Source organism: Actinoplanes sp. NPDC021490 (genome assembly GCF_055562135.1).
The window spans coordinates 338,429-361,051 of record NZ_JBVHFW010000008.1; the positions used below are offsets into that span (position 1 = coordinate 338,429).

Annotated in this window: 21 protein-coding genes; 10 read left to right on the forward strand and 11 right to left on the reverse strand. The window is 71.3% G+C overall.

The genetic code is table 11. The features are described from left to right. Position 1 precedes the first annotated feature (1 nt). Positions 2 to 898, forward strand: a complete 897-nt coding sequence (locus tag ACZ3I4_RS23225; RefSeq protein ID WP_465384083.1) for a cytochrome c biogenesis CcdA family protein — start codon at positions 2 to 4, stop codon at positions 896 to 898. On the opposite strand, the gene ACZ3I4_RS23230 is transcribed toward ACZ3I4_RS23225, so the two are convergent. Beyond that, positions 873 to 1,118 (reverse strand): PspC domain-containing protein, encoded by a 246-nt coding sequence (locus ACZ3I4_RS23230; protein WP_465384084.1) that lies wholly within the window; start codon positions 1,116 to 1,118, stop codon positions 873 to 875. The genes ACZ3I4_RS23225 and ACZ3I4_RS23230 overlap by 26 nt on opposite strands. A gap of 159 nt (positions 1,119 to 1,277) precedes the next feature. Between ACZ3I4_RS23230 and ACZ3I4_RS23235 the strand changes: the two genes are divergently transcribed. The 5 genes from ACZ3I4_RS23235 to ACZ3I4_RS23255 all read left to right on the forward strand — a co-directional run bounded on the left by ACZ3I4_RS23235 (position 1,278) and on the right by ACZ3I4_RS23255 (position 6,764). Further along, positions 1,278 to 1,853 carry a winged helix-turn-helix domain-containing protein gene (locus tag ACZ3I4_RS23235; RefSeq protein WP_465384085.1) on the forward strand — a complete coding sequence of 192 codons (576 nt, stop codon included), beginning with the start codon at positions 1,278 to 1,280 and terminating at the stop codon, positions 1,851 to 1,853. Positions 1,854 to 1,885: 32 nt separating this feature from the next. After that, positions 1,886 to 3,121 (forward strand): MFS transporter, encoded by a 1,236-nt coding sequence (locus ACZ3I4_RS23240; protein ID WP_465384086.1) that lies wholly within the window; start codon positions 1,886 to 1,888, stop codon positions 3,119 to 3,121. A 105-nt stretch (positions 3,122 to 3,226) separates the two neighbouring features. Next, a complete protein-coding gene (locus tag ACZ3I4_RS23245) occupies positions 3,227 to 4,138 on the forward strand; it encodes an ABC transporter ATP-binding protein (protein ID WP_465384087.1) in 912 nt (303 codons plus the stop codon). A 38-nt stretch (positions 4,139 to 4,176) separates the two neighbouring features. After that, positions 4,177 to 4,917, forward strand: coding sequence for an ABC transporter permease (locus tag ACZ3I4_RS23250; protein WP_465384088.1), 741 nt, complete (start codon positions 4,177 to 4,179; stop codon positions 4,915 to 4,917). A 167-nt stretch (positions 4,918 to 5,084) separates the two neighbouring features. Beyond that, positions 5,085 to 6,764, forward strand: coding sequence for a DNA polymerase IV (locus ACZ3I4_RS23255; protein WP_465384089.1), 1,680 nt, complete (start codon positions 5,085 to 5,087; stop codon positions 6,762 to 6,764). Between the two features lie 397 nt (positions 6,765 to 7,161). Here ACZ3I4_RS23255 and ACZ3I4_RS23260 read toward each other — a convergent pair whose 3' ends face one another. Further along, positions 7,162 to 7,881: a PP2C family protein-serine/threonine phosphatase gene (locus ACZ3I4_RS23260; protein ID WP_465384090.1), complete on the reverse strand. Its 720-nt coding sequence runs from the start codon at positions 7,879 to 7,881 to the stop codon at positions 7,162 to 7,164. Positions 7,882 to 8,077: 196 nt separating this feature from the next. Between ACZ3I4_RS23260 and ACZ3I4_RS23265 the strand changes: the two genes are divergently transcribed. Then, a complete protein-coding gene (locus tag ACZ3I4_RS23265; RefSeq protein WP_465384091.1) occupies positions 8,078 to 10,519 on the forward strand; it encodes a Tex family protein in 2,442 nt (813 codons plus the stop codon). A gap of 22 nt (positions 10,520 to 10,541) precedes the next feature. Here ACZ3I4_RS23265 and ACZ3I4_RS23270 read toward each other — a convergent pair whose 3' ends face one another. Continuing rightward, positions 10,542 to 12,254 carry a serine/threonine protein kinase gene (locus tag ACZ3I4_RS23270; RefSeq protein ID WP_465384092.1) on the reverse strand — a complete coding sequence of 571 codons (1,713 nt, stop codon included), beginning with the start codon at positions 12,252 to 12,254 and terminating at the stop codon, positions 10,542 to 10,544. A gap of 116 nt (positions 12,255 to 12,370) precedes the next feature. Between ACZ3I4_RS23270 and ACZ3I4_RS23275 the strand changes: the two genes are divergently transcribed. The 3 genes from ACZ3I4_RS23275 to ACZ3I4_RS23285 are packed head-to-tail and all read left to right on the forward strand — an operon-like array spanning position 12,371 to position 13,919. Further along, positions 12,371 to 12,907, forward strand: a complete 537-nt coding sequence (locus ACZ3I4_RS23275) for a GNAT family N-acetyltransferase (protein WP_465384093.1) — start codon at positions 12,371 to 12,373, stop codon at positions 12,905 to 12,907. Positions 12,908 to 12,941: 34 nt separating this feature from the next. Beyond that, the gene (locus tag ACZ3I4_RS23280) at positions 12,942 to 13,514 is read left to right on the forward strand and encodes a DUF4240 domain-containing protein (RefSeq protein ID WP_465384094.1); all 573 of its coding nucleotides are present in this window, start codon (positions 12,942 to 12,944) and stop codon (positions 13,512 to 13,514) included. Positions 13,515 to 13,535: 21 nt separating this feature from the next. Beyond that, positions 13,536 to 13,919, forward strand: coding sequence for a VOC family protein (locus ACZ3I4_RS23285; RefSeq protein WP_465384095.1), 384 nt, complete (start codon positions 13,536 to 13,538; stop codon positions 13,917 to 13,919). A gap of 67 nt (positions 13,920 to 13,986) precedes the next feature. Here ACZ3I4_RS23285 and ACZ3I4_RS23290 read toward each other — a convergent pair whose 3' ends face one another. From ACZ3I4_RS23290 to glgB, 8 genes are all read right to left on the reverse strand, one after another. Then, a complete protein-coding gene (locus tag ACZ3I4_RS23290) occupies positions 13,987 to 14,484 on the reverse strand; it encodes an FBP domain-containing protein (RefSeq protein WP_465384096.1) in 498 nt (165 codons plus the stop codon). 32 nt (positions 14,485 to 14,516) lie between these two features. Next, a complete protein-coding gene (locus ACZ3I4_RS23295) occupies positions 14,517 to 15,059 on the reverse strand; it encodes a GNAT family N-acetyltransferase (protein WP_465384097.1) in 543 nt (180 codons plus the stop codon). A gap of 91 nt (positions 15,060 to 15,150) precedes the next feature. Further along, entirely contained in the window at positions 15,151 to 15,939 is a 789-nt protein-coding gene (locus ACZ3I4_RS23300; RefSeq protein WP_465384098.1) for an aldo/keto reductase, read from the reverse strand. Between the two features lie 30 nt (positions 15,940 to 15,969). After that, positions 15,970 to 17,223, reverse strand: coding sequence for an MFS transporter (locus ACZ3I4_RS23305; protein WP_465384099.1), 1,254 nt, complete (start codon positions 17,221 to 17,223; stop codon positions 15,970 to 15,972). Further along, positions 17,220 to 18,905, reverse strand: coding sequence for an HEXXH motif domain-containing protein (locus ACZ3I4_RS23310; protein WP_465384100.1), 1,686 nt, complete (start codon positions 18,903 to 18,905; stop codon positions 17,220 to 17,222). The genes ACZ3I4_RS23305 and ACZ3I4_RS23310 overlap by 4 nt, the downstream gene beginning before the upstream one ends. Then, positions 18,895 to 20,100 carry an FxsB family cyclophane-forming radical SAM/SPASM peptide maturase gene (locus tag ACZ3I4_RS23315; RefSeq protein ID WP_465384101.1) on the reverse strand — a complete coding sequence of 402 codons (1,206 nt, stop codon included), beginning with the start codon at positions 20,098 to 20,100 and terminating at the stop codon, positions 18,895 to 18,897. The genes ACZ3I4_RS23310 and ACZ3I4_RS23315 overlap by 11 nt, the downstream gene beginning before the upstream one ends. A gap of 29 nt (positions 20,101 to 20,129) precedes the next feature. Continuing rightward, the gene (locus ACZ3I4_RS23320) at positions 20,130 to 20,291 is read right to left on the reverse strand and encodes a hypothetical protein (protein WP_465384102.1); all 162 of its coding nucleotides are present in this window, start codon (positions 20,289 to 20,291) and stop codon (positions 20,130 to 20,132) included. 155 nt (positions 20,292 to 20,446) lie between these two features. Continuing rightward, a complete protein-coding gene (gene glgB / locus ACZ3I4_RS23325; RefSeq protein WP_465384118.1) occupies positions 20,447 to 22,561 on the reverse strand; it encodes a 1,4-alpha-glucan branching protein GlgB in 2,115 nt (704 codons plus the stop codon). Positions 22,562 to 22,623 lie beyond the last annotated feature (62 nt).

The following is a 22,623-nucleotide window of genomic DNA, read 5'->3' on the forward strand; positions in this document are numbered from 1 at the left end:
CGTGGGCGGGGAGCTGCTGCTCGCGCTGACCGCCGGCATGCTCGGCGCGGTCAACCCGTGCGGGTTCGCGCTCCTGCCCGCCTACCTTTCCGTGCTGGTCGCGGCCGAACCGGGCCGGCCCGTCCGAGCCGTCGGGCGCGCGCTCCGGGCCGGCGCCGCGCTGGCCCTCGGGTACGCGGTCGTGTTCGGTGCGTTCGGCCTGGTGCTCACGCCGATCGCCGGGGCGCTGCAACCCCGCCTGCCCTGGCTGACCGTGGCGCTCGGCCTGGGGCTGGCCGCGCTCGGGGTGTGGCTGCTGGCCGGGCGATCCCTGCCGTCGATCACCGTGCGCGCGCCCGCGCTGACCGGCTCGACCGGGTCGACCGTGCTCTTCGGGATGGCGTACGCGGTGGCCTCGCTGGGCTGCGCGGTCGGGCCGTTCCTGGCGCTCGTGGTGTCGAGCCTGCGGGCGGGTTCGACCGGGTCCGGCGTCCTGCTCTTTCTCGCGTACGCGGGAGGAATGGCTCTGGTGGTGAGCGCGACCGCCGTGGCCGTGGCGCTGGTGCGGGTCTCGCTGATCAGCCGGATCCGTGGCCTGCTCGCGGCCGTCCCGCGCGTCGGCGGCGCGATCCTCGTCGTGTGCGGGCTCTACGTGGCCTACTACGGCTGGTACGAGCTGCGCCTGGCCGGAAATCTGCGGCTGGCCGGCACCGACCCGGTGATCAACGCGGCCGCGGTCGTGCAGCGCTGGCTCAGCTCGTCGGTCGCGTCGCTGGGCGCCTGGCCGTTCGTCGTCGTCGTCGCGGCGGCCCTGGTGGCGGTGGTGGTGGTGCTGACGAAGAAACGGCCCGCACGAGGCGGGCCGTTCTCCAGCGAAAGGGTCGATCAGGGGGTCAGGCGGCCGGCGGGTACGCGCTGACGAACTCGGTCTTCTCCGACGGCATCACGATCCAGAGGATCGGGTAGACGAGGATCTGGCTGCCCGGGATGGCCAGCAGGATGACGACGAAGAGCAGGCGGGCCAGCCACGGGTCGATCCCGAAGCGGCGGGCCAGTCCCGCGCAAACACCGGCGAAAAGCCGGCCCTCGCGCGGCCGGGTGAGGCCCTGGCGGGACATGCTGTCGTGCACGGCGTTCATGTGGTCTCGTTCTCCCAATTCTGCGGCTCGTTCGGCCTGATACATCAATGGTGGGCCCTGGCGGCGCCGCGCGGCATCCGGAAGTGCCCTGGCTCGACCCTGAGCCGCCGACCCTGATAACCACTTGCTAGAGAACTCTTTCTAAAGCATGCTCTAGTAATGGTGGACGACTTCAAGATCACTGATCCGCGTACCCTCCGGGCCTATGCCCACCCCTTGCGCGTACGGCTGATCGGGCTCTTACGCTCCGAGGGGCCGATGACGGCGACCCAGGCCGCGGCCGCGCTCGACGACAACGTTCCGAACTGCTCGTTCCACCTGCGCCAGCTGGCCAAATACGGGTTCGCCGAACGCGTCCCGGGGGCCGACGCGCGGGAACGGCCCTGGCGCGCGACGGCCGCCACGACCTCGTGGGACGACGACTCCGACGACCCGGCCATGCGCGCGGCCACCGACCAGCTCAACAGCGTGCTGCTCGGGGTGTTCATGCAGCGTGCCCAGGACTACCTGGCGGCCCGGGCCGACGAGCCGGTCGAGTGGCGGGCCGCGGCCGGGTTCGGCGACCTCCTCGTGCACGTCACGGCGGACGAGCTGATCGAGCTGTCCGAGCAGATCCAGGCGCTGGCGTCCCGCTTCGACGACCGGGCCACCGACCCCGCCGCCCGGCCCGCCGGCTCGCGCCCGATCCAGATCGTCCAGCTCGCCATCCCCCGCGGACCGGCCGGCGCGCGATGACGGCCACCGTCGACGCCCGGGGGAGCGGCCCGATGCGGCTGCTGCGGGAGGCCGCGTTCCGGCGCTACTGGTCGGCGCAGACCGTCTCGCTCGTCGGCGACCAGATCACCGTCATCGCCGTGCCGCTGCTGGCCGTTCTCGCCGTCGACGCCGGTCCGGCGCAGATGGGCTATCTGACCGCGGCCGCCCTGCTGCCCAACCTGTTCTTCTCGCTGCCCGCCGGGGCCTGGGCCGACCGCCGCCGCGACAAGCTCCGCATCATGGTCGTCTCGGATGTGAGCCGGGCGGTCCTGCTGCTCACCGTGCCGGTGCTGTGGTGGGCCGGACTCCTCACGCTGCCGCTCATGTGCGTCGTGTCGTTCCTGGTCGGCGTGTTCTCGGTGCTGTTCGAGGTCGCCCACGCCAGCCTGTTCGGCGCGCTCGTCCGCCGCCCCGACTACGTGGACGCCAACACGCTGATCAACGGCAGCCGCGCGGCGTCGTACGTGGCCGGTCCCAGCCTGGGCGGCCTGCTCGTGCAGACCCTGACCGCCCCGATCGCGCTGGTCGCCGACGCGCTGACCTACCTGGCCTCGGCCGCCTTCCTGGCCCGGGTCCACGTCGGCGACGGTCCGGATCAGTCAGCCTCGCCGGCCGAGGGGAAAGGCATGCTTGCGGGCGTACGGTTCGTGGCCCGCTCCGCCGTGCTGCGGGCGCTGCTGCTCGGCGCCACCACGCTCAACCTGTTCAACTACATCTTCGCGGCCCTGTTCGTCCTCTACGCGACCACCGAGCTGCACGTCTCACCCGGCACCCTCGGCGTGATCATCGGACTGGGGGCGTTCGGCGGCCTGCTCGGGGCCGCGATCACCGGCCCGCTCAGCCGCCGCATCGGAATCGGGCCGGCCGTGCTGCTCGGCTACGTCCTCTTCCCGGCCCCGCTGATCCTGGTCCCGCTGGCCGAGGGCCCGCAATGGGTCGTCTTCGCGGCCCTGTTCGCGGCCGAGTTCTTCGGAGCGCTCGGCGTCATGGTCCTCGACATTGCCGGCGGCTCCGCGCAGACGGCGGCCACACCACACTCGATGCTGGCCGTGGTGTCCGGCTTCAAGCGGACCGTCAACTATGGAATTCGGCCGATCGGCGCGCTGATCGGCGGCGGGCTGGGGGCCACCATCGGCGTACGGGAATCGCTCTGGATCGCCACCGTGGGCGCGCTCCTGGGTGCGCTGTGGATCTACTTCTCCCCCCTGCGGACCATGCGTGACCTGCCCTCCACCGACCCGGACTGATACCCCTATCAACCGATCGGTGGATCGGGGCGTCCGTCAGGGCCGGTGAATCCCGTAACTACGCAGTCGATTCGAGGTGGGGGTGCCGGCGGCCAGACTTTGTACATGGCAATCATCGAGGTCAGCAACCTGGTCAAGCGTTACGGCGACCACACCGCGGTCAACGGAGTCAGCTTCAGCGTCGAGCCGGGCGAGATCTTCGGGATCCTGGGCCCGAACGGGGCCGGCAAGACCACCACCGTGGAGTGCATCGAGGGTCTGCGTAAGGCCGACGGCGGGTCGATCAGCGTGTGCGGCATCGACACGCAGCACGACAAGACCGGCGAACTGCGGCAGGTCCTCGGCGCTCAGCTGCAAGAATCGGAGCTGCCGGACAAGTTGAAGGTCGGCGAGGCGATGCAGCTGTACGCCTCCTTCTACCGCAACCCGGCCGACTGGCGTGAACTCCTCGACTCCCTCAACCTGACCGGAAAGATCAACGCCCAGTACCGCAAACTGTCCGGCGGGCAGAAACAGCGCCTGTCCATCGCGCTGGCCCTGATCGGCAACCCCAAAGTCGCCGTCCTGGACGAGGTCACCACCGGCCTGGACCCCCAAGCCCGCCGCGACGCCTGGGACCTCATCGAGAGCATCCGGGACCGGGGCGTGACGATCCTGCTGGTCACCCACTTCATGGAAGAAGCCGAACGGCTCTGCGACCGCCTCGCCGTCATCGACTCCGGCCGCGTCGTGGCCGTGGACACCCCCGCCGGGCTGGTGTCCCAGGTCGACGAAACCCAGCGGGTCCGGTTCCGGCCGTCCGCGCCGATCGACCACGCCGTGCTGCTGGCCCTGCCCGAGGTGTCCACGGTCGAACGAGCCGGGCACCAGCTGGTCGTCACCGGCGCCGGGAACCTGCTGCTCGCCGTCACCACCGTGCTGGCCCGCCACCAGGTCACCGCCGGCGACCTGCGCGTCGAACAGACCACCCTCGACGACGCCTTCGTCGCGTTGACCGGCCGCCCCGTCCACGCCTGAACCTGCCTCCCCCCTTTCTTGAAGAATCGAGACTTGCCATGTCTGCTCTGACCAAGCTCACCGTCACCGAGACCAAACTGTTCCTGCGCGAGCCGATCGTGGTGTTCTTCGCCGTCGCGTTCGCCCCCCTCCTGCTGGTCATCCTCGGACTGATCCCGACCATGCGCGAACCGGTCCCCGAGCTCGACGGGCTACGGATGATCGACGTGTACATCCCGATCGTGGTGTCCATGGGCATCGCCCTGTTCTCCCTCAGCGGCCTGTCCCAGCTGTTCGCCTCCTACCGGGAGAAAGGCATCCTGCGGCGGCTACGCACCACTCCGGTCAAGCCGGCCGTGATGATCGGCGCGCAGCTGCTGATGGCCACCATCATGAGCCTGATCACCATGCTGGTCATCCTCACCATCGGCAAACTGGCCTTCGACATCGACCTGCCCGGGGCGATCCCGGCCTACCTGATCACCTACCTGCTGGTGGCGCTGGCCATGTTCGCCATCGGCCTGCTCGTCGCCGCCCTCGCCCCGTCGTCGAAGAGCGCGTCCGCGGTCGGCTCCCTGGTGTTCTTCCCGCTCATCTTCTTCGCCGGACTGTGGCTGCCCCGGGAGAACATGAACGACACCCTGCGCACCATCAGCGACCTCACCCCCCTCGGCGCCGGCGTCCAGGCCCTGCAGGACGCCACCGCCGGATCCTGGCCCTCACTACTGCACCTGGCCGTCCTCGCCGGCTGGACCGTCATCGCCGGAGCCCTCGCCGCCCGGTACTTCCGCTGGTCGTGACCCGAAGCCCGGACAACTCCAGAGCCCCACCTCGAACGGCCTGCAGGCATCCGCCCGCAGGCCGTTCTTGTCGTATCCGCGGACGACTCCAGAGCTGCCTGCGGGCCGTTCTTGTCGTACCCCTGGGCGACACTGGTGGGCGTGATCGGTGGACGAGCATGGAGGCCGTGGTGAGGCGAGAGGCGAGCATCGCCCACGTCGACCTCGACGCGATGTTCGCCGCCGTCGAGCAGCGCGACAAGGTGTCGCTGCGGGGCCGGCCGGTCATCGTGGGCGGGGTGGCCGGGCGTGGGGTGGTCGCGACCGCGTCGTACGAGGCCCGCCGTTACGGGGCCCGGTCCGCGATGCCGACCGCCGAGGCCCGGCGCCGCTGCCCGCCCGGCACGGCGTTTCTCGCGCCGAGGTTCGCCGCCTACCGCAAGACCAGCGAAGTCGTCATGGCCCTGCTCGGCGAGGTGTCTCCGCTGGTCGAGCAGGTCTCGATCGACGAGGCCTACGTCGACCTGGCCGCCGCGGGGCGGCACGACCTGTCCGTGGCCGGGGTGACCGCGCTCGCCGACGAGATCCGCGCCTCGATCGCGGCCGCCACGGGCGGGGTGACGGCCTCGATCGGTCTCGGCACCTCGAAGCTCGTAGCCAAGATCGGCTCCGACCTGAACAAGCCGGACGGCCTGACCATCGCCGCGCCGGGCCAAGAGCAGGCGTTGCTGCACCCCCTGCCGGTGACCCGGCTGCCCGGCGTCGGGCCCGCGACCATGGAACGGCTCCGACGGGCCCGGGTGCACACCATCGGCGACCTGGCCCGCGTCGAGCTGCCCGAGCTGATCGACTGGCTCGGGCAGGCCCACGGCGCGGGGCTCTACCGGCTGGCCCGGGCCGACGACGACCGCCCGATCGTGGGCGAGCGCGAGGCCAAATCGGTCTCGGCCGAGGAGACGTTCGAGGTCGACCTCACCGACCGGGCCCGCCTCAACGCCGAGATCGACCTCCTCGCGGCCCGGGTCGGCGGCCGGCTCCGCGCCGGAGGCCTGTCGGCCCGCACGATCACCCTCAAGGTCCGCCACTACGACTTCACGACGATCACCCGTTCCGCGACCCGGGCCCAGCCCACCGACGACCCGCGCCTGGTCGCCCAGTTCGCCCGGCGGCTGCTGGCCGACATCGACACGTCCGCCGGCATCCGCCTGCTGGGCGTGGGCGTCAGCACACTCGCCGACTTCGTCCAGGACGACTTGTTCGCCGCGGCGCTCGCCACCGACCTGCCCGCCGCGCCGATCGGCGATTTGTCCGGCTCGGCGGTCGGCGATTTGTCTGGCTTGGCAGTCGGGAGTGAGTCGAATGGCGTGTTCGGTGTGGCGGCCGGTGACTCATTCGGTCTCACGGCGAGCGGTGACTTTACCGATTTGTCCGGGTTTCCGGATGGGGGCAGATCTGGCGCGCTGTCCGAAGCCACGGTGGGCGATGCCAGCGAATTGGTAGGGGCGACGGCTGTCGGCGGGCCGGGTGACTTATCCGGCGTCGAGTTGGCTGATTTGCCCGGTGGGCGGCCCGGCGGTGGGCTTGCTGAGCTGTCCGGTGCCATGCCGGGTGACAGACCGTCCGGGGTGTCACCGGGTGCTGGGCCGGGGCGCGATCAGCGAGGGACTGCGCCCAGGGAGTGGCGGCCTGGTCAAGACGTGCGGCATGAGCAGCATGGAGCGGGCTGGGTCTGGGGGAGCGGACGGGGGCGGGTCACTGTGCGTTTCGAGGGGCCGGACACGCCGCCCGGCCCGGTGATCACCTTCTCGGTGGACGATTCCGCGCTGCACCCGGCGGATCCCCCGGACTGGCGAGTCCCGGCGCAGTGATGATCGGGCCGCGCCGGGGCGGGGAGCGGTGGGCAGCCCGGCGAAGTTCCCGCAGCTTCACGGGCGCGCCGGCGAAGTGACCCCGTTCTCGGGCTCGAAAGGGCCAGTCACGGGTGGGTGCGGGAGCGCGGGCCTGCCACGGTGAGTGCGTGGGGAGGGATGCCACGGGTTGGCGCTGGGAGGGCTTGCCATGAGCGGGTTGGGAGAGCGTGGCCACCCGCTGGGCCGGGGGTGCACTACGGCCATGAGGGGAACGAGAGGTCGCAGCGGCAGCCGCCGGAGGCGGGGTTCTGGCCTGGTGCTTCTGGGGGAGTCGACGAGGCGTACGGGATTGTTCGCCTGTGTTGGTGGGGCCAATGGCCGTGACGTTGTCGAAGCGTGGACGAGTTTGGCCGGATTATTCGCCTGTGATGTCGGCGACGATGACCGTGACGTTGTCGGGGGCGCCGTTTTCGAGGGTTCGGTGGACCAGTTCAGCGGCGGCGGTTTTGCGGTCGGCGTTGGTCAGCAGGGTTTCGGCGATCACGCTGTCTTCGACGTAGTCGGACAGGCCGTCGCTGCACAGGAGGAAACGGTCGCCCTCCTTGATGCTGATCATGCGGCCCGCGGGGCGGTAGGGGCCGCCCTGGACGGCCTGGGTGACCAGCGCGCGCTGGGGGTGGCGGCGGGCGTCGGCGGCGGTCAGGACGCCCTGGTCGACCAGGGCCTGCACGTAGGTGTCGTCGCGGGTCAGCTGGGTCATCTCGCCGTCGCGGACCAGGTAGCAGCGGGAGTCGCCGACGTTGAGGGCGGCCACGTGGTCGCCGGAGAGCAGGATCGCGGTGACCGTCGTGCCCATGCCGTCGCGGGCGTCGTCGTCGGCCACGGCGGCCTCGATCCGGCCGTTGGCGGTCTCGAGGGCGGAGATCAGGTCTTGGAGCGGCTCGCCGGTGTCGGGGCCCGCGTCGACGACGCTGAGCGACTGCACCAGGATGTCGCTGGCCAGCTCGCCGGCGGGCAGCCCGCCCATGCCGTCCGCAACCACGAGCAGCCGGTTCCCGACGAAGACAGCGTCCTCGTTGTTGGACCGCACCAGGCCCTGATCGGTGGCGGCGACCGCCCGGACAACAAGCGTCATGTGACAAGACTGCCAAAGCCCCGATCAGTTGTCTCTAGTACCTCCTAGGTAGTGCGGGGACGAGTTTGTGTTAAGGGCGGGCGAAACGCTGTGAACAGTACAAACGGAGCGGCTGTCCGGGCGGGCACCACACCGGAGGGCTACCTCGTGCGGGGCGGCGGGACAACAGGTGCGGCCGTGGTTGACAATCGTCGTCGTGACGACAGCCATCCATCAGCGCATAGCTACCGAACTCGGCGTCCGTGAGGGCCAGGTCACCGCGGCGGTCGATCTGCTCGACGGCGGGGCCACGGTCCCGTTCATCGCCCGGTACCGCAAGGAGGTGACCGGCGCCCTCGACGACACCCAGCTGCGCACGCTCGAGGAGCGGCTCGGCTACCTGCGGGAGCTGGAGGACCGGCGCGCCGCGGTGCTGGAGTCCATCCGCTCGCAGGGCAAACTCGACGACGCGCTCGAACAGGCGATCCTGGCCGCCGACTCGAAGGCCCGGCTCGAAGACATCTATCTGCCTTACAAGCCCAAGCGGCGTACGCGGGCCCAGATCGCCCGCGAGGCCGGCCTCGAGCCGCTGGCCGACAAGCTGCTGGCCGACCCCAACCTCGACCCGCGGGTGGAGGCGGCGGCGTTCAAGAACGAGCAGATCGCCGACGAGCAGGCCGCCCTCGACGGCGCGCGGGCCATCCTGATCGAGCGCTTCGCCGAGGACGCCGACCTGATCGGTGAGCTGCGCGAGCGGATGTGGACGCGGGGCCGCCTGATCGCCAAGGTGCGCGAGGGCAAGGAGAACGACGGCGCCAAGTTCGCCGACTACTTCGACTTCGCCGAGCCCTATCCGAAACTGCCCTCGCACCGCATTCTGGCCATGTTCCGGGGCGAGAAGGAAGACGTCCTCGACCTGACCATGGAGCCCGAGCCCGAGGACGAGTCGACGTTCGAGCCGCGCATCGCCGCCCGCTTCGGCGTCACCGACCAGGGCCGGCCCGGCGACAAGTGGCTCACCGACACCGTGCGCTGGGCCTGGCGCACCCGCATCCTCATCCACCTCGGCGCCGACCTGCGGGTGCGGCTGTGGCAGGCGGCCGAGGACGAGGCCGTCCGCGTGTTCGCGGCCAACCTGCGCGACCTGCTGCTGGCGGCCCCGGCCGGCACACGCAGCACGATGGGTCTCGACCCCGGATTCCGTACGGGCGTGAAGGTGGCCGTGGTCGACTCGACCGGCAAGGTCGTGGCCACCGACGTGATCTACCCGCATGTGCCGCAGAACAAGTGGGACGAGTCCATTCACCGGCTCGCCGCTCTGGCCAGCAAGCACAACGTCGACCTGATCGCGATCGGCAACGGCACCGCCTCGCGCGAGACCGACAAGCTGGCCGGCGACCTGATCAAGCGGCACCCCGAGGCCAAGCTGACCAAGGTCATGGTGAGCGAGGCCGGGGCGTCGGTCTACTCCGCTTCCGCGTACGCCTCCCAGGAGCTCCCGGGCATGGACGTGTCGCTGCGCGGCGCCGTCTCGATCGCCCGCCGCCTGCAGGACCCGCTGGCCGAACTGGTCAAGATCGATCCGCGTTCGATCGGTGTCGGGCAGTACCAGCACGACCTGTCCGAGTCCAAGCTGTCCAAGTCGCTGGACGCCGTGGTCGAGGACTGTGTGAACGCGGTCGGCGTCGACGTCAACACCGCCTCGGCGCCGCTGCTCTCCCGCGTCTCGGGCATCACCACCGGCCTGGCCGAGAACATCGTGCTGCACCGCGACTCGAACGGGCCGTTCAAGAACCGCAACGAGATCAAGAAGGTGGCCCGGCTCGGGCCCAAGGCGTTCGAGCAGTGCGCCGGCTTCCTGCGCATCCCGGACGGCGACGACCCGCTCGACTCGTCCGCCGTGCACCCCGAGTCGTACCCGGTGGTGCGGACGATCCTGGCTGAGGCAAAAACGGACATCAAGTCGCTGATCGGCAACAGCTCGCTGCTGCGCGCGCTGCGGCCCAAGCAGTTCATCACCGACGCGGTCGGCGTGCTCACCGTCACCGACATCCTGCGCGAGCTCGACAAGCCGGGCCGGGACCCGCGGCCCGAGTTCACGACGGCCACGTTCGCCGAGGGCGTCGAAAAGATCGCCCACCTCAAGCCGGGCATGGTGCTCGAGGGGGTGGTGACCAACGTGGCCGCGTTCGGCGCGTTCGTCGACATCGGCGTGCACCAGGACGGGCTCGTGCACGTGTCGGCGCTGTCCAACACGTTCGTGAAGGACCCGCGCGAGGTCGTGAAGTCGGGCGACGTCGTCAAGGTGCGGGTCGTCGAGGTGGACGAGCAGCGCAAGCGGATCTCGCTGACCATGCGGCTGCAGGACGAGCCCGTACGCAAGCCGCGCGAGCCGCGTGAGCCCGGCGCGCCGCGCGAGGACCGGCCGCAGCGCGGGCAGGGCCAGCCGCGACAGGGCGGTGGCCAGCCCCGGCAGGGCGGTGGCGAAGGCCAGCCCCGGCAGGGCGGTGGCGGAGGCCAGGCCCGGCAGGGCGGTGGTCAGCAGCGTCAGGGCGGCCGGCAAGGCGGCGGGGGGCAGCGGCAGCAGCAGCCGCAGACCAGCTTCAACGGTGGCGCGATGGCCGATGCGCTGCGCCGCGCGGGCCTGACCAAGGAGTGAGGCGATCGGCGGGCCGGGCGCGTCAGCGCGCGCTCGGCCCCCGCACCTCGACCTTGTCGAAGGCCACCTCGGCCGCCCCGGCCTCGGGCACGTCCCGGTCGAGGAAGATGCCCAGCAGCACCCGGCTGCCGCTGATCGGGGCCTCGCCCAGCGGGGCGTCGCCGAGCGCCACCCCGTCGCGCGTCACGGTCACGGTTTCGCCCACGACCCGCAGCCCGATCCGCGTCGCCGGCCCGCCCACCGCGATCGGCTGGTCGAGGGGCAGCGTGCGGGTCACGGTGACGTCCGCGCTCTGATGCGCGCCGACGAAGATGTTGCCGGGGCACACCCGGACGAGGTGACCGCCGCGCGGAAGCTTGAAATGGAACCAGACCGCCGCGCACGCGTTGGGGGTCAGCAGCCGCACGCTGACGTCGATGCTGAGGTCGTCGGGCAGCGTGTCCTGCGGGCCGCGGCACTTGTAGAGCGGCTTGGTGTCGATCCGCACGTGCAGTTCGCCCTCGGTGAAGGCGCACGACGACTTGCCGTCGGGTTCGGTCTTGGCCAGCCAGAGCCGTTGCCGGTCGAGGTCGTCGGCCAGCAGCAGCGGGCCCGGCGGGGGCGTGGGCGACGACGACCCGGCCGAGGGCCCGGGGGTGGCCGGGCCGGCGACCGGATCGGGCGGGGGACGGAAGACGAGCATCATGGTGCCGGCGATCACGGCCAGCACGAGCAGGGCGATCGCGGACGGCAGGAACCAGCGCTGCCCGCGGGGCCGATCGTCGGGGACCGGCTCGCCCATGCCCGGCACGGGCGACACGAGGACGGTCGGCTCCTCGCGCGGCCGGGCCGGCATCAGGCCGGTCACCGACTGCGCCTGGTTGGCCGCGGCGCGCAGATCGGGCTGCCCCTCCAGGGCCGAGACGGCGGGCCGGGACGGGCTGGAGACGAGCAGATCGAGCAGCTCGCGGGCCGAGGGCCGGTCGGCCGGGTTCTTTTGCAACGCCCGCCCGACCAGGTCGCGTAACGGGCCGCTCAGCCCGGACAGGTCGGGCTCGCGGGTGAGGATGCGTCCCGCCGTGGCCGGGGCGGACTCGCCGCCGAACGGGGTGCGGCCGGTGCCCGCGTACGTCACCACGCCGCCCCACGCGAACACATCGGCCGCGGCGGTCAGCGGCACGTCGTCGTCGCCGAACCGCTCGGGCGCCATGTAGGCCACCGTGCCCATCATGAACTCGGGCGACGTGTTCGCGGTGTGCGCGCCGTCGATGTCGCGGGCGATCCCGAAGTCGATCACCTTGGGCGTGCCCGGCGCGAGCAGCACGTTACGCGGCTTGAGATCCCGGTGGATGATCCCGGCGCCGTGGATCGCGGTCAGCGCCGTCGCCACCCCGATCGCGACACTGTGGAGATTGGCCGCGGTGAGCGGGCCCTTCTCGTCGACGACCTGCTGAAGGGTGGGACCCTCGACGTACTCGACGACCAGGTAAGGGTGCTCGGCGTCGGGGTCGGCGTCGACCACCTCGGCCGTGCAGAACGGCGGCACCTGCCGGGCGCGGGCCACCTCGCTGCGGAAACGGCGGCGGAACTCGTCGTCGGGCGCCAGGTCGGCCCGCACCACCTTGACCGCCACCTGCGTGCCCGCCGGTGTCGTCGCCAAGTAGACGGTGCCCATGCCGCCCTCGCCGAGCCGGCCGACGAGCTCGTACGAGCCCAGCCGGACCGGATCAGTCGGACGCAACGGCTCCGGACGCATGACCGCCCCCAGTCCCGGAGAAATGTGAAGGTGTCACTGTAACGGGTGACGTCCGCCTCCTGCTGTCGGCCGCGCGGCACGGCACGGACCGGGGACCTGCGGCATATCCTCGGCAAATGCTGATCGAGACCGAACGGCTCCTGCTGCGGCGCTTCCGCCGGGCCGACGCGCCGGTGCTCGCCGCATACCGGTCGGACCCGGACGTGGCGCGCTTCCAGTCGTGGGACGCGCCGTTCCCGTTGCTGCGGGCCGAGACCGCCGTGGCCAACTTCATCGCCTCCGATCCCGACAAGCCGGGCTGGTTCCAGTACGCGGTCGAGCGCACCGCCGACCGCGTGCTCGTCGGCGACGTGGCGGTCCACCTGCACGACAACCTCAAGCAGGCCGAGATCGGCTTCACGATGGCCAAGGAACATCAGCGGCACGGGTACGCCCGGGAGGCCGTGACCGCCGTGCTCGACCGCCTGTTCCGGGTGCAGGGGCTGCACAAGGTGGCGGGGGAGTGCGACTCCCGCAACGTGGCGTCGGCGTCGCTGCTGGAACGGCTCGGGTTCACCCGCGAGGGGCTGCTGCGGCAGCAGACCTACATCAAGGGCGAGTGGACCGACGACCTCATCTACGGGCTGCTCTCCACCGAATGGCTCCTCCCCTGATTTTCTGTCGTACCGGTGTGGTTAGGTTCCGGTCGTGGATCTCGATGGGTTCTGGGCGCTGGTCGAGCGCAGCGCGCGTAAGAAGGATCAGGACGAGCGGGCCGACTGGCTGACCGGCGAGCTGGCCGGGCTGCCACCAGCCGAGATCGAGCAGTTCGAGATCCTCTACTACGGCTTACGCGACCGCGCCGACACCTGGCACATGTGGGGCGCCGCGGCGCTCGTCTGTGACGGCGCGTCCGACGACGGGTTCTGGTATTTCCAGGCATGGCTGATCGGGCAGGGTCGCGAGGTCTTCGAGGCAGCCGTGGCCGATCCCGACTCGCTGGCCGACGTGCCCGCCGTCCGGTCGCTGGCCGGGCGTGACCCCGACGACTGGTCCGAAGACGAGTGGCCCGACTGGGAACTCCTCGACTACGTCGCCTCCGAGGCCTATGAGGAAGTGACCCACGGCGACGACCTGGACGACGCGCTCGAGGCCCGGCATCTGGTCTTCCGGTCGTCCCCCGAGCCCTCCGACCCCCGGTTCGACCTCGGCGATCCGGCCGAGCGGCAGCGTCGCTATCCGCGGCTGAGCTCCCTGTTCGACCCCGTCCCCTCCCTCTGATCCGTCCCGCTGAGGAGTCTCATGGCCCACCGCAGCCGGTTGTCCACCATCCTGATCGACGTGCCCGCCGGCGAGACGGCGCCGGCCGTCTCGTTCTGGTCGCGGGCGCTGGGCGTCGAAACCCGGCAGCCGCCGGACGAGCCTCAGTTCACCGGTCTGATCGGGGCGCTGCCGGGCCTCACCCTGGCCATCCAGGCGATCGACGGCGACGCGCGCTACCACGTCGACTTCGAGACCGACGACGTCGAGGCCGAGACCGCCCGCCTGATCGGGCTGGGCGCCGAGCAGATCGACCAGTGGCTCGAGTGCCGCATCCTGCGCATCCCCGGCGGCCAGCTGGCCTGCGTGATCCCGCGGCACAGCGACGACGAGACCTTCGACCGCCTGTCGACCCTCTGGAACTGAGAAGGCCCCGCCGGTGGGCGGGGCCTCGATCTTGTACGGGGTGGCTCGGCGGAAACCGGCACGGCCATCAGCCCGCCTTCACCCGGTCGGTGAACGCGCCCAGGTTGGTCATCGCCCGGTCGACCCGCTCGTCCAGGGTGAGCGTCTCCTCCCGGCTGACCAGGCGCATCTTCGGTTTGCGCTTGCCCCGCAGATAGAGCGAGCAGGCCAGGTCCGAGCAGATGTACTGCCCGACGGTGTTGCCGTTGCGACCCGAGGCGCCGGCCAGCGGAGCCACGAACAGCGCCACCCCCGACGACGCGTGATCGGTCAGGCAGACCTGACACATGCTCGACCGGAGCGCCCCGGTCCGGCGCGGTTCGGGCCGGCGCAGCACGATGCCGGTCGGACCGTCCGGGCCCGGCACGACCAGCAGGGCCCGCAACGGCGCCGCCGGGTCGGTCCAGCCGAGAAAGTCCAGGTCATTCCAGGGCACCGGGCCGGCCGGCAGCTTGATCCGCCCGGCCTCGCCCTTGCTGCAGTTGACGAAGGAGCCCCGGATCTCCTTCTCATCGAGTGGTTCCATGGTCGCGAAGCTAACCGACCCCGCCGCCATGGTCATCCGCATTTCCGCCTCAGCAGGTAATAGACGAAGCCCTCCCAGTCGGGCTCGGGATCGTCGGGCCGGAAACCGGCGGCGGCCGCGCAGCGCACAGAGGCCGTGTTGTCCGGTTCGACGCCGGCCGCGAACACCCGCACGTCCGCGGTCTCGGGCGCCGCGACCACGGCAAGCAGCGCCGACGTGCCATAGCCCTGCCGTTGCCGCCGGGGGTCGACGACGTAGGCCAGCCCCATCGACGGCCCAGGCTCGACCCGGTCGACCACGGGCTCCCGATAGCGGCACCAGACGTCGTACACCTCCCCGCCGATGTGCCCGACCGGCACACCGGACTCGTCGAGCGCGACCCACGAGTGCCCCCGCAGCCCCCGCAGCCCGCGGAACTCGACGCCGACGCCGTGCCCGCGGATGCGCAGCTCCCGGGCCGGCCAGTCCGGTCCGCCCAGCCGGCGCCGCACCTCCGGATCGGCGAACCAGCCCTGCACAGCCGGCAGCAGTTCCTCCGTGAACGGCACAAGCGTGACCCGTGGCCGGTTCCTCATGCGCCGATGGTCCCGCGGCCACACAAGCCGGCGTCGTCCGCACGCTCGATCCGGCCCTCCCGATCATCTGAGATCGCGGAAGCGCGGTCACCTAGATAATTGAGAGCCGCGCCTGTTGTTCGGGGGAGAGGCGCAGCGTTTCGGCGGCCATGTTTTCGGCCAGGTGGGTCAGGGACGCGGTGCCCGGAATGGGCAGCATGACCGGGGAACGGCCGAGCAGCCAGGCCAGGACCACCTGCGCCGGGGTCGCGCCGGTCTCGACGGCGATCTCGGTGACCGCCCCGCCGTCGTGCGCGAGCGGCCGCCACGGCATGAAGGCGATGCCCGCCTGCTCGCAGGCTCGGAGCACGGGCTCGTGCGTACGGTCGAGAAGGTTGTAGCGGTTCTGCACGCTCGCGATGCCGGTGATCGCCCGTGCGGCCGCCAGCTCCGGCACCGACACCTCGGACAGGCCGACCAGCTCGGCCTTGCCCGCGGTCACCAGCTCGGCCAGCGTGCCGACTTGATCGGCGAGCGGCACGCCGGGGTCGACGCGGTGCAGCTGCAGCAGCGCGATCCGGTCGATCCGCAGCCGTCGCAGGCAGCCGTCCACCTGGCGCCGCAACGACTCCGGGCGGCCGTCGAGCCGCCAGTCGCTCAGGGCGCCCGATCCGCTCACGCCCACCTTCGTCGTGACAACCAGCTCTTCCCCGTACGGGTGGAGGGCCGCGGCGACAAGCTCCTCGTTGGCGCCCCCGCCGTACAGGTAAGCGGTGTCGATCAGCGGCACCCCCAGCTCGACGGCCCGCCGCAGCACGGCCACCGACGACTCCCGGCGCTCCGCCGAGGTGGGCAGCTGCATCGCCCCGAACCCGATCCGTCCAACGCTGATATGTGGCATCGCGTGTCCCCCCGTTCGCAGCCTGTCAGGTCAGGGCAAGCGCGGGGTGGAGGGGGACAGCCGGGAGGCCGAGTCGATCGGGGCGGGGCGCAGCAGGCGGGTGCAGATCAGGGCCGCGGTCAGCATGGCGATCAGCAGGATCCGGGAGGTGGTCTCGGGGCCGGTCGAGGCCAGCAGGTAGCCGCCCAGCACGGCGCCGATGGGCACTGCGCCGTCGGTGATGACGGAGGCCGCGCTGACTATGCGGCCCAGGGCGGCGTCGGGCACGGCCCGGACGCGGGTGACTGTCAGCGTCACGGCGACGACCGTGCCGACTGCGCCTACCCCGGCCCACGCGATCACCAGCACGACCGTGTGGGTGCTGAGCGCGATCATCGCCAGCAGGACTGTCCAGGCCCAGACGCAGCCCAGGAACAGCGCGCGCGGGGAGAAGCCTCGCTCGAGGCGGGGGGCCGCGAAGGAACCGAGGATGCCGCCCACGCCCGCGGCGGCCAGGATGGCGCCGACCGTCCAGGCCGGACGGTTCTCGCGGGTGCTGACCACCAGGATCATCAGGATGACGCACTGGAACAGGATGTTGGTGAAACCGGTGACGATGGTGGTGACGCGCAGGTAGGGGATCCGCCACATCCAGATCAGGCCCTCGCCCATCCGCCGCCAGAAATGCGTCGTCTCCGGCAGCACGCCGTCGGCCGCCGGGGCCGGACGGGGATCGAACAGGCGCCGGGGCATCGCGGCGAGGGTCGACAGGCAGAAGACGTACGAGAAAGCGTTGAAAAGGAACGGCGCCCAGCGGGACAGGTCGAAGAGCACGCCGCCGACCACGCGGCCGGCCAGGTTGCCGATCGGCTGTTCGGCCTCGAGGAACGAGAACGCGACCGTACGCTCCCGCTCGTCGACCACGTCGCGGACCGCGCCCACCTCGGCGATGCCGAACACGACGAACGCGCAGCCCTCGATCACCGCCGCCACGATCAGGACGACGGCCAGGCCGCGCAGGTCGAGCACCGACGCGAGCAGCACGGCCACCGTGGCCACCAGGCCCACCGCCTGCGCCACCAGCATGAGCAGCCGCCGGTTGACGGTGTCGGCGATCAGCCCGGCCGGCACCTGGAGGATCAGCGTGGGAATGGTGGCGGCGAACGCTGTCCAGCCCGCCAGCTCGGGTGAGTCGAACAGCGCCAGCGCCAGCAGCGGGTACGCGATGCGCACGCCCGCGGTGCCGACCAGCGACAGCGCGTTGCCGCTCCACAGGGCCAGGAACCGCCGGTTGTGCAGGATCACGACGACAGCCAGGCCGTCAGCTGGACGATGTCGGACGGCTCGGCCCGGTGTACCGCCACGACCACCTCGGGCCGGCGGAACAGCGCCGACACCGACGCCTCCTCGGTGAGATGCCGCAGGCTGAGCGCCAGACCGGCCCACGACTCGGGGCTGCCACCCCCGGCCACCTCGGCCGTGTAGAGCGCCAGCGCCCGCTCATAGTCGCCCTCGAGATAGGCGACGTCGGAGGCCGGCACCTCCGGCGGGAGCGAGGCCACCCCGGCGGCCTGGTTCATCTTGAGCACGCCGACCGGCAGCCGCGAGCGCGGAGGCACCGCGGGCGCCGCGACCACACTCGACGACGGCAGCGGACCCGGTGCCTGCCCGGCCCGCCACCGCTCGACCAGCCCGGTGACGTCGGCGGTCATGTTGCGCACCCGCCACGCCACCAGGTGACCGGCCGAGGACTCGCGGGCCAGCGACTCGAGACGGGCGGGCACGGTTTCGCCCGACCAGCGCCCGGCCGACGCGCTCATCTCTTCGACGAACGCCGTGCCCGCCTCGGTGAGCAGCGGCGACGCCCCGGCCACGAGCAGCGCCTGCCGCACCTGGGTGCGCCACCGGGCGAACTCGACGTCGGCCCGCGCGGAGCCGCCCGCGTTCCGGTACGTACGCCAGAAGTCGGTCACCCCGAGGTGGGCGTAGATGCCCTGCAACAACCCGGACAACGGGCGGGGGTCGTCGCGCCAGGGGGCGTACATGTCCTTGACCGTGGACGGCTTCTGCAGCTCGACCTGGTCGGTGAGCGCGGCCAGCTTGGCGTGCTGGCACTCGTGGATCAGGGTGAGCGCGAACTGGTGCGGCCCGCCCGCGGCGCTCATGTGCACACCCCCGTACGCGTGCAGGGAGGTGTTGCTGACCCCGTTGGCGGCCGGCTCGGCGGTCAGCGGCACCACCGACCGCAGCACTTCGTCGATCCCGGCCGAATACTGCTCGTACTGCCGCCGCAGGATCTCCAGCGCCCCGTGGAAGGCCCGGGACCAGGCCGCTGCCTGAGCCGCCGTCAGCCTCGGGGGCGGGGTGGTCAGGTGCGCCCTGGTGTACGGGTCGGAGAAGTCGCGGAAGGGGTCGAGGTCGTCGAGGTAGACCGTCCGCAGGGTGGAATAGGTGGTGCCCAGCTTGCGCAGCGGCAGCCACCGATCGTCGGCCTCGCTGCCCGGGTCACGCAGCTCGATCCGGGTGTCGTCGAGCGCGATCTCGGCCCGGCCCGGCTCGACCGTCACCATCGCCCGCGCATGCGTGCCCGGTGGCGCCAGCCGCGCCAGGCCGAGCCTCGGCAGCATGACCGCGCCGTCGCGCACGACCACCTCGACCCGGCCCTCGCGGCGCGATGTGATCGCGTGCGCCGCGGCCAGCCAGCCCGGATAGCCCAGGTCGGCCCAGAGCGGCACCTCGTCGCCGGTCCGGTGGGCCAGCCGGCGGATGCAGTGCACCAGCCAGACACCGACGTTGGGATAGTCGAGCAGCTCGTCCGGCAGATCGGGCGCGAACCCGGTGTGCCCGGCCCGGGCGGCGTCGTCGAGCAGCAGGCGCAGCAGCACCTTGCGCTTGCGCCGTTGCCCGGTGGCCAGCGCGGCCAGGCTGTCCGGAGTGCCGAAGCCCGTGCCGATGTCCCGCGCGAGGGTCTCGGGGTCAATCTCCACCGGCCGGCCTCCTCACCTGGATCTTCGCCAGCTCGCCGGACACCCGGGCCCGGATGTGGCCGATGAGCAACGTCAGGTCGGGGCAGTAGACGGAGGGGTTGCGGAAGCCGGAGCCCGCCCGGAAACGGTGGGTGTAGTTGCCGCCGCCGCAGATTTCGTGGATCGCGCAGGCCCGGCACGACGAGCCCAGGGCGTCCCGGCCGATCTGCCGGGCCACCATCTGCGGTTGCCGCAGCGCGGAGTCGAACGGGTTGCCGCGGCCCGGCGGCCGGACCCGGGTCGCGCCGGCGAACGCGGTCTTGAGCGTGTCGACCTGCTCGATCGTGCCGTCGGTTTCGATCACGGCGACCCGGATCGGCGACAGCCCGACCGATTCCGATCGGCCCGAGCCGCCCAGGATCAGCGCGAGGATGTCGTCGAACAGGCGCACCCCGGTCTCGCGGACCGGCGCGTCGAACCACCGGTCGAAGATCAAGGACAGCCAGCTCCCGTACGCCGGAGGACCGCCCTCGGCGCGGCCGGGCGGGGGAGTCGTCCAGTTGCCGTGCGGCAGCAGGAAGTCCACGGTCGGCGGTCCGAGATCGACCAGGGCCTCGTACGTCGTCACCGGGTCGTTCCGCAGGTCGACGGTGCACAGCAGACCGGCGTACAGGCGCGGATGTTGTCGCAGCACCCGCAGCCCGCGCACGACTCCGGCGTGGCTGCCCCGGCCGTCCCGGAACTGCCGATGGCGGTCGTGCCCGGCCTCGTCGCCGTCGACGCTGACCGCGACCCGGATGTTCCAGCGCTCGCAGACCTCGGCCACGCGCTCGTCGAACAGCAGCCCGTTGGTCTGCATGCCCAGCCGCAGCCGGCGACCGGGCCCGACGATGCCGGTGGCCAGCGCGGCCAGCCGGTCGAGGTGCGCGGCCCCGGCCAGCAGCGGCTCGCCGCCGTGAAAGACCAGGCTCACTGACGGGCCGGCGTGCCCGGCGATCTGGCGGCAGGCTCGTGCGAACACGGCCTCGCTCATCACCCGCGGCTGGGCCCGCCAGCCCTGGTCGGCCGACTCGTAGACGTAGCAGTAGCCGCAGGCCAGATTGCACCGGCTATGGATCTTGACGACGAACTGGTTGAAGGTGTGCGGCGCCCAGCCGCTCGCGGTTAGCGCCGGCACGTCGAGGTCGTCGGGCCAGCCGGTTCCGGACACGTTCATCAGCCGGCCCCCCGAGCCGCCGTGCGGACTCAGAGATCGGCGTCGACGAACGAATTGAACCCGCCCGGGCTCTCCAGCTCGTCGGGCGAGTAGACCCGGTCGATCGCCGCCCGCAGGGCGGGGCTCAGCCCGGCCAGCAGATCGTCGTCGGCGTCCCGCAGGTCGATGCCCTCCGGCTCCCGAGCTTCCATGCCGCGCCTCCGATCGCCCCGGACCCGCCGCACGGGGATCATCCGGCGGAGTTTCATGGCACTCTATCGCGACCCCGCGACAGCAAAGTGCGGCGCATCGATCACCTCCAGTGAGGATGAACGAGGCGCCGCACTCCACAAGCGACGAATCTAGGTCAGCTCTCCAGGCGGAGCCAGACCGCGCCCAACGGGGGCACGCGCAGCGACACCGAGTGGTCGAAGCCGTGCCACGGCAGGTCGTCGGTGTCGACGCCGCCGAGGTTGCCGACGCCCGAGCCGCCGTACAGCTCGCTGTCGGTGTTGATCACCTCGGTCCACCGGCCCGGCCGCGGCAGCCCGATGCGGTAGCCCTCCTGCGGCACCGCCGAGAAGTTGACGATGCAGGCCATCGGGGCGCCGGCCGGGGCGAAGCGCACGAACGAGAACGTGTTGTGCTGCGAGTCCTCGCTGGTGACCCACCGGAAGCCGCTCGGCGACGTGTCCTGCGTCCAGATCGCCGGGGTCTCGCGGTACGCCCGGTTCAGATCCCTGACCAGGGCCTGGACCCCGCCGAACTGCGGGTCGGAGAGCAGCCCCCAGTCGAGGCCACGCTCCTCGCTCCACTCCCGCAGGTCGCCCAGCTCGGCCCCCATGAACAGCAGCTGCTTGCCGGTGAAGGCCCACATGAACCCGAGCAGGGCCCGCGTGTTGGCCAGCTTCTGCCACAGGTCGCCGGGCATCTTGCCGGTCAGCGAGCCCTTGCCGTGCACGACCTCGTCGTGGCTGATCGGCAGGATGTAGTTCTCGCTCCAGGCGTACACCGTCGCGAACGTCATCTGGTGGTGGTGCCACTGGCGATAGATCGGCTCCTTCTCGATGTACGAGAGGGTGTCGTTCATCCAGCCCATGTTCCACTTGAAGCCGAACCCGAGGCCGCCCAGGTGGGTGGGGCGGGTGACGCCCGGCCACGCGGTCGACTCCTCGGCGATGGTGATCGCGCCCGGGTAGTTCTTGTAGACGGTCGCGTTCATCTCCTGCAGGAAGCTGATCGCGTCGAGGTTCTCCCGGCCGCCGTACTGGTTGGGGGTCCACTCGCCGTCCTTGCGCGAGTAGTCGAGGTAGAGCATCGAGGCCACCGCGTCGACCCGCAGGCCGTCGGCGTGGAACTCCTCGCACCAGTAGAGCGCGTTGGCCACCAGGAAGTTGCGCACCTCCTTGCGGCCGAAGTCGAAGACGTACGTGCCCCAGTCCGGGTGCTCGCCGCGGCGCCAGTCGCCGTGCTCGTAGAGCGGGGTGCCGTCGAAGCGGGCCAGCGCCCACGCGTCCTTGGGGAAGTGGGCGGGCACCCAGTCCAGGATCACGCCGATGCCGGCCTGGTGCAGCTTGTCGACCAGGTAGCGGAACTCGTCGGGGGTGCCGAAGCGCGAGGTCGGGGCGTAGTAGCCGGTGACCTGATAGCCCCAGGAGCCGCCGAACGGGTGCTCCATCACCGGCATCAGCTCGACGTGCGTGAAGCCGGTCTCGACCACGTAGTCGACGAGCTGCTCGGCCAGCTCGGTGTAGGACAGGCCGGGCCGCCACGAGCCGAGGTGCACCTCGTACGCGCTCATCGGCTCCTGATGCCACTGCTTGGTGGCCCGCTCGGTCATCCAGTCGCCGTCGGCCCACTCGTACGAGGTGTCGTAGACGACCGACGCGGTGGCCGGCGGCACCTCGGTGTGCTGGGCGAGCGGGTCGGCGTGCTCGCGCCACACCCCGTCCTGGCCCAGGATCTTGAACTTGTACTTGCTGCCGACCCGCGCCTCGGGCAGGTAGATCTCCCACACGCCGCTCGAGCCGAGCGAGCGCATCGGCCAGCCGTCGTACGGGCCCCAGCCGGTGAAGTCGCCGATCACCTGAACGCCCTGGGCGGCCGGGGCCCACACCGCGAACCCGACCCCCTGACCCTCGGGGCCGCGCGGCTGCGCGCCGAGCACCTTCCACAGCTTCTCGTGCCGGCCCTCGCCGATCAGATGCAGGTCGAGTTCGCCCAGCGTCGGCAGGTGCCGGTACGGGTCGTCGGAAACCTCACCGTCGACGTCGAGCCGGTAGTCGAGCACGGAGCCGGGCAGCTCGGCGGCGAAGATGCCGTCCGGGTGCACCTTGGTCATCTCGACGCGCTCGCCCTCGTGCACCACGGCCACGGCCTTGGCGCCCTTGCGCAGCGTGCGGATCACCGTGTTCCCGCCGCCGGGGTGCGCGCCGAGGATCGAGTGCGGGTCGTGGGTGTCGCCGGCCACCACGCTGTTCATGGCGCGCTGGTCGGCGGCGAGCGAGGACGCGGATTGGCCGATCACGTGAGGGTCTCCTCCAA